The organism is Oscillibacter sp., assembly GCF_031978065.1.
Classification (GTDB): domain Bacteria; phylum Bacillota; class Clostridia; order Oscillospirales; family Oscillospiraceae; genus Oscillibacter.
Genome location: NZ_DALZCH010000094.1, coordinates 1 through 12,467, shown reverse-complemented (window position 1 = coordinate 12,467; position 12,467 = coordinate 1). Strand labels below are relative to the sequence as shown.

Below are 12,467 nucleotides of genomic sequence, written 5' to 3'. Positions count from 1 at the left end.
GAAATGGTGGAGCCGGACCCAGTGCCGTCAGGGTCCCACATCCACTCAAAGCGGGCGTTGTTGGTAAATTCCAGCTTGGTGTTATTGTTTGCCGCGGTGTCCCAGTCCTTCACCTTGGTGGAGTAGGTAAGCACCACGGTGTCGCCGGATTGGGGCTGGGGAGACTGGAACAGGTAGGTCAGCGTATGCTTTTGGGCGGTAGGAGGATTGGCCATGTCAAAGCTATATTTTCCAGCCTCGCCGGTGGTTGTATAAGGAACGGCGTCAAAAGGCGCGCTGTTATAGCTGTACTGCACAGCGGGAGTTGTGAGAAGCTCCAACTGGGGGTCCATTTCGTCAATAATTTTAGCGTTGGGAAGGGTCACATGGATTTCGTGGCCGTCGGCGTCGTACGCCTTGGGGACGGTCACAGTAATTTTCCAGTCAATCCGGCCCTCTTTGTCGGGCTGAACGTTGCTGCCCTCTTTCTTGATGACCGCGCCGGTGGTCAGCTCCTTCTCCGCTTTCAGGGGATTGGTGTCCGTAGAGCTTCTGTAAAGCTCGGCGGTGTTTTTGAATTTTTCGGAGCCAGGATTGGTGAGAAGATTCGGGGTCGTCTCATAGGTGACGAGCTGCTTTCCCTCCGTGCCGTCGGGGAAAGTGTAGGAAATGGAATTTGTGCCCTTGGTAACGTCCGTTTCGATAATGGTACGGGGCGTGGTATCCGACAGGCTTTTTACCGTGAAAGAATCTGTGACATAGGTCTGATTGGCGCTGTATGTATCCTTCAGGATATAACCGGCAAGGCTGGTTGTTTCAGATTCGGGCGTGACTGTAACGGTCCAGCGAATATTGCCGCTGGGAAGGAATACGCCGTTTTTATCCAGATTGACCTTGCCCGGGGCGGGCGGGGGATCGTCGGTGTCGCGCTCAATTACGACTGTCTGTGAGCCGAGACTGAAGGAGGTTTCCTCCGGTGCACCGGAGGAAATAGTGTTAAAAGTACCGTTGATGGTGATATTGCCCCAGATGCCATACTGCCCCTCAACGTTGGCGTTGAACACCACGGTGAGCGTGTTTCCGGAAATGGACGCGGTGCCGATGGTCGTGCCGTTGCCATCTTTTACGGTAATGCCAGATAAGGGCGAGAAAGTAAGCCCCTCGGGCAGCCGGAAGTCGAAAAAGTCGCCCTCCTCGTAGTCATAGGTCATAACGCCGGGTTCGCCTTCCTCCAGATGGAAGCCCAGCTTCAGCATCAGATTCGCGCCGGAGGGGGCGTTGTAATAAATGCCGGAAGAGCCGCTGCTTGTGGGCAGAATTTCGTTACCAGTGGAAGGGTCGGTAATTTTGATTTCGCTTTTTTGATTCGATGGAGTATAATTGCTTCCGTGAATGACCAGATACTTCGTATCAGTAAGGTCTTTCAGGCGCCCTCCTGCGACAAGGGGCATCACCATCGACCCTCCGTCGGGCGCTTCCTGAACAGCCTGAACAAGGTTCAGCGGCAGCAGCTGCATGGCAAGCAACACTGCCATGAGTAGGGAAAATGCCTTCCCTTTTCGTGCTCTTGTGTTTCGTACTCTCATACAAAAATCTCCTTCTCTTTGAATCCCACAAAATTTCTCGAAAATTATGTCGCCGCACGGCGGCGAAGGCCAGATAATGTGTTTGACCGGGGTATCTATTGAAAACGGCTTTTGCCGGAAAACTCAGATTTTTTAAAGTCTAATATATGAACCGCAAAAAAAGAGGCGAAAGGGGAAGTAAAACACAGGGATAAGCATTGCCCGACAGGGCTTTTTGACAGAAAAGAAATATAAATGCCTTTTCCAAAGTTGAAACCCGGGGGTGGGTGTGATAAAATCTGTGGAATCCCTTCTGCGAAGGGAGAGGAAACCGACAAAAGGCGTATCGGCGTTCTGCTCAATATGCCGCGCTGCTTTGCTGCATAAGCGGCAGAAGAGCGCTTACGGAAAATACGAATGACAGAGGAAAAGACAATGGCGAAAAGCACTGAAAAGCGCCGAAGAGGGCCGCGCCTGATGATGGCGCTGGGCCTTGTGCTGGTGGCTGCGGCTGTGGTGATGGAGGCGGCGGATTACCCGTGGGGGCGGCTGTTTGGGATTATTCCCGAAACACTGCCGGACCCTGCTCCTATCGTCCTGACCGGCGAGGATGCGGACAGTCTTCTTACCGATGAGGCCGAGCCTGTGCCGGAGGACGAGAGCGGCATTCTTCCCGGGGAGGAGACGGAGGCCGGGCCTCCGGAGGTCTATGTCCGGCTGGGAATTCTCAAGATCCCGTCGCTTGGTGTGTCGCAGCACGTGCTGGAGGGTACCGGGCGACAGATGCGCTATGGCGTGGGTCATGTGGTGGGGTCTGCGGGCTTGGGGCAGGAGGGCAATTGCGCCCTCTCGGGACATCGGCCCAGCCCCTTCCGGTATCTGGACAAGCTGAAGGAGGGGGAGAAGATCACTCTTGGGGTGGGAGAGACGCTGTATACCTACACGGTCTACGAGTCTTTCAGCGTGCTGCCGGAGGAAACATGGGTGCTTTCCGACATCCCCGGCGAGACGGCCACCCTTACACTCATCACCTGCACGCCCTATCTGGTATCCAGCCACAGGCTGATTGTCCGAGCTCGGCTGACCGACACCAGTTTAAATCCTGCGGCTTCCTGATTTAGAAAGGACAAAAAAGGAAAAAAATTTAAAAGATTTTTCAAAAAGCCTTGCATTTTGACACAAAGTCGCATATACTTTAGAAAACGCATATATGCTTATATGACATACAGACCGATAATAGCAAACCATCCGAAAGGATGGGACGCAAAGCCACGGATCTAAGGTTTTATAAAAACTATGATAGCCGGGCTGCCGAAATTGATGTCTCATTAGGAATTTAGTGAGTCCTTTTTGGTAGCAATCCAAAAGGGGCTTGTTTTTCTTTTAGACACGATTTCAACTTCCTGCGAAAAGGGGTTTTAAATCGTGAGAAGGCTGAAGAAGTTCTGGGCGGTTCTTGCCGTCGCTGCGCTTGCTGCCGCGCTTGCCGTTCCGGCGCAGGCTACTTCCTGGGAAAAGGGAACGAACACCAATCCCACCGCAGTGGCTGCGGAAAAAGAGGACAAAGCCCTCACTGCCGAGGAATTTTCCGCCGAGGTGCTGCGTCTGGTCAACGAGGAGCGCGCCAGACAGGAGCTGGAACCCTTTGAAGGGGATGCAAAGCTGGCCAAGGTTGCGGCTGTCCGCGCTGAGGAAAGCGCAACGAAGTTTGCCCATGAAAGACTGGACGGGCGGTCCGTTTCCACGGCGTTCGAAGACGAGGATATCTTGTTCATCAAGGTCGGCGAAAATCTTGGCAAGGGCCAAAAAACGCCGGACGAGCTGGTGAAGGCATGGATGGAGTCCAAGACCCATAAGGCCAATATTCTCAGTGAAAAATTCACCGTTGCCGAGCTTGGCTTTTTCAAAAACAGCGCCGGTACAATTCATGCCGCACTCATGTTCCTCACCCCTTCGGAAAGCTGAGGAGCAGGAGCCTTTCGGATTTAAACGGCATAGCGTCCGCTTGGCGCTATGCCGTTTTTTGAGCCCGCAAAACCACGCGGTCCGCGTGGTTTTTAATTTAAGGAAATTGGCGGAAAACAGCAAATCTATTTTCTTTCGTCGTATTTTTCCTTTAGACGCTGCAAGTAGACGTATTCCAGCACCGCCCGTCTCCCGCCCGCCCGCAGGGACAGCACGGAAGAGAGAAGCCCGCCCGTCGTGGTGCCGTCGATTACCTGCTCCTTCAGGGCGGAAAGGCCGTCTTTACAGTCGGTTCTGCCCAAAAGATAATCTGCCGACACGTTGTAGAAGTCGGCCAAAATGATCAGCGCCCGGATTGGAAGATCGCTCCCCCCCATCTCATATTTGGAATATTGCTGCTGTGTGGTACCGATTAAGCTGGCAATGTCGGATTGCTTTAAATCTCTGTCTTCACGCAGTCCGCGAAGAATTTCTATTGTTGTCCTCATGCATTGCACCTCTGTCGAAAATCATATCAAAACAATGGCAAGAATATTGATAAATACAACCTATGAGTTTGTTAACAAAAAATCCACGTCTTTAAGGTGTTCAAAATATATGGCGTGTATGCAGGAAAATTAAAAACAGGGCAGTTATGGGACGAGGTTGGCTGCAAAAGGTTCCGCATTTTCCGGCATTATAAAATATAGAAAAATAGACACGCAAATTTAGAGAGAAAAAGGCGCATTTCAACTGCATGGAAGGGGATATTATTTATGAGGCGGATTGCAAACTTGAAAATTTCCACGAAACTGGTGGCGGGATTCTTAGCCATAGCGCTTATTGCGGGTGCTGTTGGCATCGTTGGACTTATGAATATCAATGCGTTGGCTAAATCGGGCAGGCTGCTCTATGAAAAAAACACCATGGCCATTTTGTATTCGGGAGACGCCAATACTTCTTATCAGAGGATTCGGTACAACGTGGCCGAAATGCTGCTGATGCAAGCTGACTCCCTGCGAGACAATTACGTGAAAGAATGCGAAGCGCTCCTCACGACCATTGAAGAGGACATGAGCAATTATGAGGCGGGCATTACCGAGGATGCCGATCAGGAGCTGTTTTTGGCTCTGAAATCAGACTGGGTGGATTTTAAGACCTATATGCAGCAGGGCCTTTCCTATGCGAAGGTGGGACAGTATGACCATGTGCGGCGCGTTCTGCTGGTGGAAGCGAACGCGGTGAGCGGCAGTCTGATGGACTCTTTTGTGAAAATCTATGAGTACAACTCCACTCAGGCGGCGGAGAGGGCGGCGGAGAACGACCAGCTTGCGAAAATCTCCAATTTGATCATGCTGGCCGTGATGCTGGCCGCGCTGGCGGTGGCCATTGTGCTGGGGGTGCTGATTGCCCGTGGCATCAGCAAACCGCTGAATAAGGTGGTGGATGCTGCCGACAGGCTTGCAAAAGGAGACTTCAATATCAACGTGGCGGTCAATTCCAAGGATGAGACTGGAATGCTGGGTCGAAGCTTCACCAATATGTCCGAGACGCTAAAGGCCATTATAGAAGATCTCTCCCACGGACTGAAGGCGATTGCCAACGGTGATTTTTCAATTGACTCCTCGTCTGAAGAAATTTACATGGGAGACTACCACGCCCTGCTTGAAAACACCCGGAAAATGCGGGGCAAGCTTAGCGACGTGCTGCGCAGCGTCAACACGGCGGCGGAGCAGGTGGCCGTCGGGGCGGATCAGGTGTCCGGCGGGGCGCAGGCGATGGCCAGCGGCTCCACCGAGCAGGCCGCCACCGTGGAGGAACTGAACGCCTCCATTGCGCAGGTTGCCGAACAGGCTGAGAATAACCTTTCTACCATCAAGGTTGCCGCCGAACATATCGAGCAGGCCGTCGGCGGGGTGAAGGGCAGCAACGAATATATGCACCAGCTCTCGGCTGCGATTGGGGAGATCAGCACGTCCTCCAACCAGATTGTGAGCATTACCAAGGTCATCGAGGACATCGCCTTCCAGACCAACATTTTGGCGCTGAACGCAGCCATCGAGGCCGCCCGGGCGGGCAATGCGGGCAAGGGCTTCGCGGTGGTGGCGGACGAGGTGCGCAACCTTGCAGGTAAATCCGCCGAGGCCGCCCGCCGGACAGCGGAGCTGATTGGGGTGGCCGTGGCCACAGTGGCCCGGGGGACGGAAATTACCGAAAAAACGGCGCAGGAGCTGCGCAGCACGGAAGTGAGCGCCCAAAAGGTGGCCGAGAGCTTCGGCCTGATTGAACAGGCATCCATTCAGCAAACCGACTCCATCGAGCAGATTCGGGACGGGTTGAACCAGATTTCCGCCGTGGTGCAGACCAACGCGGCCACAGCGGAGGAGAACTCCGCCACCAGCGAGGAGATGTCCGCTCAGGCAGTCACTCTGCGTCAGGAGGTGGGCCGGTTCCGGTTCAAAGAGGAGGGCGCCAACTTCATTCGCGAGGTGGAAAGCGCTTCGGCACCCGATGCGTCCGAAGAAGACGGCTTGTCCGATACAAACGGAGCCGCGGTCTCCGATGCCGCCGACGCGGCAAACTTTGATGCGGACATGGAGGGCAAGACAGCGCCTGCCAATCTGCCCGCGGGAAAATATTGACGCAAAGAAAACGGACAACCGCAGGCGCGGACTTCCGGGTCTGACTGCCGCTTTGCAAAATAAGCGCCCGGTTCTCTTGCGAAGCGTCTCAAGTGCGCCTTTGGGGCAGAAATATATCAAAAAACCCGTTTCCAACCGGAAACGGGTTTTTGCTGCTTGGCGCTTGTGCCGTCTTAGGAAATCTTGCAATTTCACGTCGCGTGTGGTATGGTGGGAAAACAAAAGACAGCGCCGCCGAAAGGTGGCTTTGGAAGGAGGGAACGCCTTGCAGCAGCGCCCATTGGCGGATGAAATACGGCCCGGGACCATAGACGAGGTGGTGGGGCAAAAGCACCTTCTGGGACATGGCGCGGTGCTTCGCCGCTTGATTGAAAGCGGGACCTCCGCCAACATGGTATTTTACGGCCCCTCCGGGACCGGTAAGACCACCGTGGCAAACATTATCGCGGAGAAAACCCAGAAAACGCTTTACCGGCTCAACGCTACCACCGCCAGCCTTCAGGACGTGAAGGAGGTCATTGCAAACGTGGGGACGCTGCTGGCTCCCGGTGGTATTCTGTTGTATCTGGACGAGATACAGTATTTCAATAAGAAGCAGCAGCAGAGCCTGCTGGAGTTTATGGAAAACGGGCAGATCACCCTGATTGCCTCCACCACGGAGAACCCATATTTTTACGTGTACGGCGCCCTGCTCTCCCGCAGCACGGTATTTGAATTCAAGTCCGTGCCGCCGGAGGAGGCGCTGCCCGCCGTGGAGCGGGCGCTGGAAATAGAGAAGGGACGGCAGGAGCTGCCTCTTGTCTGGGAAGAGGGTCTGCCGCTGGATGTGGCCACCGCTTGCGGCGGAGACGTGCGCAAGGCCATCAACGCGGTGGAGCTTCTCTGCCGGGCGGCGCGACCCGACAAAAACGGAGAGCTAAAGCTCACACGGGAGGACGCGCGGCAGCTCACGCAGCGCAGCGCCATGCGCTATGACCGAGAGGGAGACGCACATTACGACATTTTGTCCGCCCTTCAAAAGTCCATCCGGGGCAGCGACCCCGACGCGGCGGTGCACTATCTGGGGCGGCTGCTGGAAGCGGGAGATCTGCTGTCTCCCTGCCGGCGGTTGCTGGTCATCGCGGCGGAGGACATCGGCCTAGCCTATCCTATGGCGATAGCCGTGACAAAGGCATGTGTGGACGCGGCGGTGCAGTTGGGTCTGCCGGAGGCGCAGATTCCTCTGGCCGAGGCTGCCATTCTGCTGGCTACCGCGCCCAAGTCCAACTCCGCGGTGAACGCTGTGGCGGCGGCCATAGGGGATTTGAAGGCGGGACGGACGGGAGACATTCCCCGTAGGCTTCAAAACGTTCACGCGGACACCACCGGCTTTGACAGCCGCCAGAATTATAAGTACCCCCACGCCTATCCGGGGCATTGGGTGGAGCAGCAATACCTGCCCGACGCGCTGAAAAACGCACGGTATTACGAATACGGCGAAAACAAGACCGAGCAGACCGCACGGCGGTACTGGGAGGAAATCAAGGGCGCAGGGCCGTGAAATCCGTGGCCACCGGTGGCTTTTCATAGCAGGCCGGGGAGTAAACCCAGTGATCCAGCGTTCCGTCGGTAATTTGATAGCGCAGGGGCACGGGATAAACGGAGGGTGTGAGCCGCTGGATGATTTGCAGCTTGATTTTCATGTGCTCCGGACGGATGGAGCGTATGTAGACGGAAACCCGGTCCCCCTCCGCCACGTCGTCCTTTAAATCCGCAAGCCCCGAGAGGTTGGGGGCCAGCTCCACAAAGGCCCCATAGTCCCGGACGGAGCGGACAATGCCCTGAACGGTTTCGCCGGGGGAAAAATAGCTTGCGTTTTCCATCCATGTGCCCAGCAGCTCCCGGTGGGTCATGGTGAACCGGCGGGTTTCCCGATCCACGGACAGCACCGCCGCCAGAATTTTCTGCCCGGTACGGAAGCGGGCCGCAGGATGGGGAATGCGGGAAACGGAGATGCGCTCGATGGGCAGCATGGCCACCACTCCGCAGCCAATGTCCAAAAACGCGCCAAAGGACTCCATATGGGTCACACGGCAGGTGAGGATCCCTCCCGGCTCCAACGTCTCCATAAAGTGCGAGATGGCCTGCTCCTGTACAGCCCGGCGGGACAGAAGGGCACGGGGCGCGCCCTTTCCGTCGGCGGTAAGGCTGCTGACCGCAAAGCAGACGGGCTTCCCGACAAGGGATAAAAGCGCGATGTCCCGGTCCGCGCCGCCAATCCATGGGGAAACGGCCTCGCTCCGGGGAATCAGGCCCTCCATGGGGCCGAGGGAGACGTGAAGCGTCCGGTTCCCGTCGCACCGGATTACAGGGGCCTCCAAAATTGTGCTGTGCTCCTGAGCGTCCCGCAGCAGGGCGGGGGTAAGGGTGGCGCGGGGGCGCAGGCCCTCCGGCAGATACATTTTATTTTCCGGCATGGCAACTCTCTCCATCCGCCGCGCAGCGCGGCGCAAATTCAGCATCTGAATCACTATATGCGCCTTTTGGCGGGGGATTGACAGGAGGAATGGAATGGACTTGCATCTTCACGACCATGTGGAACTGAAAAAGCAGCATCCCTGCGGCAGCAAGCACTGGGAAATTCTGCGGGTGGGAATGGATATTAAGCTGAAATGTCTGGGCTGCGGGCATGAGTTGATGCTTCCCCGGAGCCGGGCAGAAAAGAGCATCCGAAAAATTTTGACGGAGGAGGAAAAAAACAGATGAACAAGGGAACCCGCATTGCGGCGATTGTGATTATTGGACTGCTGGTGTTTTCGCTTTTGGCGTCGCTGGCAGTGCCGTTTATGGCGTGAGGTCCGGGTTGGTCCCGAGAGAACCGCTCCGGCGGGGAGCGCTGAAAAACTCCTCCCGAAGGCGGTTTTGTCGCCGTAAACCCCATTGACAATGTAAAAAAGTGTGCTAAAATAGCAACATAATCTGAAAATGCCATGACGGAGCCAGCCGTGCGGACAGGTTTTAGCGAGGGGGAGATGGTGAAAGCCCCCACCCAAGGCCGCGCAGCAGCCACTTCTGAGCATCCCGCGACGAGCGGGGCGGTTCATCCCCGATACAAAGATGGCTAAGAAACCCCGCAAGGGGATAATTAGGGTGGTACCGTGAAGCATCGCTTCGCCCCTATGCAGGGGCGGGGCGTTTTCTTTTTGCACCGCGATGAATTTCGAGAAATTTTGAGAAATACGGAGGAAATATATATGGCACGTCCGGTATATGGACTGAACGAGCTGCGGGAGATGTTCCTGAGCTATTTTGAGAGCAAGGGCCATCTGCGCCTGCCCAGCTTTTCCCTGATTCCCCACAACGACGCAAGCCTTTTGCTGATCAACAGCGGCATGGCCCCCATGAAAACCTGGTTCACCCGGGAGGAAGAGCCTCCCCGCAACCGGGTTTGCACCTGCCAGAAGTGCATCCGCACCGGCGACATTGAAAATATCGGCAAAACCGCCCGCCACGGCACTTATTTTGAGATGCTGGGCAATTTCTCCTTTGGCGATTACTTCAAGAAGGAGGCCATTCCCATGAGCTGGGAGTTTTTGACTGAGGTGGCGGGGCTGGAGGCAGACCGGCTGTATCCCTCCATTTACGAAGAGGACGAAGAGGCCCTTGGAATTTGGAACAAAGACATGAATATCCCTGCCGAGCGCATCTTCCGCTTCGGCAAGGCGGACAACTTCTGGGAGCACGGCCCCGGCCCCTGCGGTCCCTGCTCCGAGATTTACTATGACCGGGGCGAGAAATACGGCTGCGGCAGGCCGGAATGCACTGTGGGCTGCGAGTGCGACCGGTATATCGAAATTTGGAACAACGTCTTCTCTCAGTTTGTCAACGACGGCGAGGGCCACTACGAGGAGATGACGAATAAGAACATCGACACCGGCATGGGTCTTGAACGGCTGGCGGTGGCAAGTCAAGGCGTGGCGTCCCTGTTCGACGTGGACACCGTGATGCACATTACCAACCGCGTCAGCGAGATCACTGGAGCCCACTATGAGGAGAGCGCCAAGACCGACGTGTCCCTCCGAGTTATCACGGATCATATCCGCTCCTCCGTCATGATGATCTGCGACGGTGTGCTGCCCAGCAACGAGGGCCGGGGCTATGTGCTGCGCCGCCTGCTGCGCCGCGCCGCGCGGCACGGAAAGCTGCTGGGTGTGGATGGGCCGTTCCTGTACAAGGTGGTGGCCACGGTGGCCGAGGTCAACAAGGCCGCTTATTCCGACGTGGCGGAAAAGGAAGCCTATATTACCAAGGTGGTGCGGACGGAGGAAGAGAACTTCCTCAAGACGCTGGACGCAGGCATGAAGATTTACACGGAAATGCTGGTGGCCCACAAGGAAGAGAACAAATCCCTGTTTTCCGGCGCGGACGCGTTCAAGCTTTACGACACCTATGGTTTCCCTCTGGACCTGACGGCGGAAATGCTGGAGGAAGAGGGGATGCAGGTGGACGAAGCCGGATTCCACGAGCTGATGGAGCAGCAGCGCGTCCGGGCCAGAAAGGCTCGGGAGGCGCTGGGCGACGTGGCATGGGCGGGCATCGATCTGGGTCTTGACGCAACGCCCACCCTGTTCACCGGCTACGACCACAACCGGGATTCCGGCACGGTGCTGGCCATCGTGGCGGAGGATGAGCTGCGGGACGCCATCGTCAAAGGCACCGAGGGCGTGCTTGTGCTGGACAAAACGCCGTTTTACGCCGAAATGGGCGGACAGGTGACGGATCACGGCACCATTTCTATGGCCGGGGCGGTGTTCGTCGTCCGCAATGTGCAAAAGGACAAGGCGGGAAAATTCCTGCACCACGGCGTGATGGAGTCCGGCGAGCTGAAGAAGGGAGACACTGTCTCCTCCGCCATCGATGTGGAGCGCCGTCAGGCCGTCCGCCGCGCCCACAGCGCCACGCATCTGCTGGACGCGGCGCTGAAAAAGGTACTGGGGGACCACGTGCATCAGGCTGGTTCTCTGGTGGAGCCGGACCGGCTGCGGTTCGACTTTACCCACTTCTCCGCCATCACGGCGGAGGAGCTGTCTAAAATCCAACGGCTGGTGAACAACGAAATTCTGGCGGGCCTGAACGTTGGAACGCAGGAGCTTCCTGTGGAAGAGGCAAAAAAGCTGGGGGCTGTGGCCCTGTTCGGCGAGAAATATGGCAAGACCGTCCGCGTGGTTTCCATGGGAGAGGGCGAGGAGTTGGCCTCTATGGAGTTCTGCGGCGGCACCCATTTGGACAACACCGCGAAGGTTGGCCCCTTCCGCATTCGGTCCGAGGCGGGCATCGCCTCCGGCGTGCGCCGGATTGAGGCCACGGTGGGCAAGGCCTCGCTAGAGATTATGAACCGCAATCAGGAGATGCTGTTCCGGGCGGCCGAGCTGCTGAAAACCAGCCCCACTGACCTTGCAGACCGGGCGGAGCAGGTGATGCTGGAAATGCGGGAGCTGCGCCGTGAGGTGGAGCGGTATCAGGCGCAGGCTTCCCTTGGCGACGCGCAGCAGTTTTTGATGTCTGCCAAGGCCGTGGGCGGTCTGAAAATCGTGACCCACAGCCGCCCCGGCACGGACGCCAACGCTCTGCGCCAGATGGGCGATTTCCTGCGGGACAAGGAGCCGGGCGTGGTGGCGGTGCTGGCAAGCGCCGCGGAGGAGAAAATCACGTTCCTTGCCGTGTGCGGCAAGGAGGCCGTGGCAAAGGGCATCAAGGCGGGAGAGTTGGTGAAGCTGGTGTCCGGCATCGCGGGCGGCTCTGGCGGCGGCAAGCCCGACTCCGCCATGGGCGGCGGCAAGGACCTGCTGAAACTGGACGACGCACTGGCCGCGGTGGACGACTTTGTGGCGGGAAAGCTGAAGTAAGATGTTGCCGAAGGACCCTTTCGTTTTGCTGAGCGTGGTGAACACCAAGCTGCGGGATGATTACGCGGATTTGGAGGACCTCTGCGCCGCCGAGGATGTGGACCGGGCGGAATTGGTCAAAACTCTGGGAAAACTGGGATATCGCTATCACCCCCAGCACCGCCGGTTTATCTGAGATAAATTTAACGGGATGAATTTGCCGAGTATTAAAAAAGGGAGGAACCATCATGTCGGATTGCTTATTCTGCAAAATTGCCGCCGGGGAGATTCCCAGCGACAAGCTGTATGAGGACGAGGTGTGCTTTGCTTTCAGCGACATTGCACCCCAGGCCCCGTCCCATTTTCTGGTGATTCCAAAGAGCCACATTGCTTCCGTGTCCCAGATCGACGGGAGCAACAGTGCTTTGGATGCCCACATTTTCGAGGTGATCGCAAAGCTCACCGCCGAAAAG

11 protein-coding genes and 1 riboswitch are annotated in these 12,467 nt (G+C 56.7%); of the genes, 8 read left to right on the top strand and 3 right to left on the bottom strand.

The window, feature by feature from the left end; all coding sequences use genetic code 11:
• On the bottom strand, positions 1 to 1,565 hold a 1,565-nt coding region (locus tag RTK01_RS12805), incomplete at its 3' end, for an Ig-like domain-containing protein (RefSeq protein WP_312281352.1).
• A gap of 414 nt (positions 1,566 to 1,979) precedes the next feature.
• Between RTK01_RS12805 and RTK01_RS12800 the strand changes: the two genes are divergently transcribed.
• Together RTK01_RS12800 and RTK01_RS12795 are read left to right on the top strand one after the other, a co-directional pair.
• Positions 1,980 to 2,660 carry a class D sortase gene (locus tag RTK01_RS12800; protein ID WP_312281351.1) on the top strand — a complete coding sequence of 227 codons (681 nt, stop codon included), beginning with the start codon at positions 1,980 to 1,982 and terminating at the stop codon, positions 2,658 to 2,660.
• Positions 2,661 to 2,772: 112 nt separating this feature from the next.
• Positions 2,773 to 2,860: riboswitch (cyclic di-GMP riboswitch) on the top strand.
• Positions 2,861 to 2,969: 109 nt separating this feature from the next.
• Positions 2,970 to 3,509, top strand: coding sequence for a CAP domain-containing protein (locus RTK01_RS12795; protein WP_312281350.1), 540 nt, complete (start codon positions 2,970 to 2,972; stop codon positions 3,507 to 3,509).
• Positions 3,510 to 3,634: 125 nt separating this feature from the next.
• Here RTK01_RS12795 and RTK01_RS12790 read toward each other — a convergent pair whose 3' ends face one another.
• Complete coding sequence (locus RTK01_RS12790) at positions 3,635 to 3,997, bottom strand: helix-turn-helix transcriptional regulator (protein ID WP_312281349.1); 363 nt, start codon at positions 3,995 to 3,997, stop codon at positions 3,635 to 3,637.
• A gap of 267 nt (positions 3,998 to 4,264) precedes the next feature.
• On the opposite strand from RTK01_RS12790, the gene RTK01_RS12785 reads away from it, so the two are divergent.
• On the top strand, positions 4,265 to 6,130 hold the full coding sequence (locus tag RTK01_RS12785) for a HAMP domain-containing methyl-accepting chemotaxis protein (RefSeq protein ID WP_312281348.1): 1,866 nt from the start codon (positions 4,265 to 4,267) through the stop codon (positions 6,128 to 6,130).
• A 265-nt stretch (positions 6,131 to 6,395) separates the two neighbouring features.
• Positions 6,396 to 7,670 (top strand): replication-associated recombination protein A, encoded by a 1,275-nt coding sequence (locus RTK01_RS12780; protein ID WP_312281347.1) that lies wholly within the window; start codon positions 6,396 to 6,398, stop codon positions 7,668 to 7,670.
• Here the strand turns inward: RTK01_RS12780 and RTK01_RS12775 are convergent.
• Entirely contained in the window at positions 7,651 to 8,586 is a 936-nt protein-coding gene (locus RTK01_RS12775) for a S1 RNA-binding domain-containing protein (RefSeq protein ID WP_312281346.1), read from the bottom strand. The genes RTK01_RS12780 and RTK01_RS12775 overlap by 20 nt on opposite strands.
• A gap of 94 nt (positions 8,587 to 8,680) precedes the next feature.
• On the opposite strand from RTK01_RS12775, the gene RTK01_RS12770 reads away from it, so the two are divergent.
• From RTK01_RS12770 to RTK01_RS12755, 4 genes are all read left to right on the top strand, one after another.
• Complete coding sequence (locus RTK01_RS12770; RefSeq protein WP_312281345.1) at positions 8,681 to 8,875, top strand: DUF951 domain-containing protein; 195 nt, start codon at positions 8,681 to 8,683, stop codon at positions 8,873 to 8,875.
• Between the two features lie 488 nt (positions 8,876 to 9,363).
• Positions 9,364 to 12,015 (top strand): alanine--tRNA ligase, encoded by a 2,652-nt coding sequence (alaS, locus tag RTK01_RS12765; RefSeq protein ID WP_312281344.1) that lies wholly within the window; start codon positions 9,364 to 9,366, stop codon positions 12,013 to 12,015.
• A 1-nt stretch (position 12,016) separates the two neighbouring features.
• Positions 12,017 to 12,190, top strand: a complete 174-nt coding sequence (locus RTK01_RS12760; protein ID WP_312281343.1) for a DUF4250 domain-containing protein — start codon at positions 12,017 to 12,019, stop codon at positions 12,188 to 12,190.
• A 52-nt stretch (positions 12,191 to 12,242) separates the two neighbouring features.
• Positions 12,243 to 12,467 (top strand): HIT domain-containing protein (locus RTK01_RS12755; protein ID WP_312281342.1); only part of this gene is annotated, 225 nt, incomplete at its 3' end.

Bases quoted from the DNA above. Each gene is read 5' to 3' on its own strand.
- RTK01_RS12800 (WP_312281351.1), top strand. From the start codon at position 1,980: ATGGCGAAAAGCACTGAAAAGCGCCGAAGAGGGCCGCGCCTGATGATG.
- RTK01_RS12790 (WP_312281349.1), bottom strand. From the start codon at position 3,997: ATGAGGACAACAATAGAAATTCTTCGCGGACTGCGTGAAGACAGAGAT.
- RTK01_RS12785 (WP_312281348.1), top strand. From the start codon at position 4,265: ATGAGGCGGATTGCAAACTTGAAAATTTCCACGAAACTGGTGGCGGGA.
- RTK01_RS12775 (WP_312281346.1), bottom strand. From the start codon at position 8,586: ATGCCGGAAAATAAAATGTATCTGCCGGAGGGCCTGCGCCCCCGCGCC.
- RTK01_RS12770 (WP_312281345.1), top strand. From the start codon at position 8,681: ATGGACTTGCATCTTCACGACCATGTGGAACTGAAAAAGCAGCATCCC.
- alaS (WP_312281344.1), top strand. From the start codon at position 9,364: ATGGCACGTCCGGTATATGGACTGAACGAGCTGCGGGAGATGTTCCTG.
- RTK01_RS12760 (WP_312281343.1), top strand. From the start codon at position 12,017: ATGTTGCCGAAGGACCCTTTCGTTTTGCTGAGCGTGGTGAACACCAAG.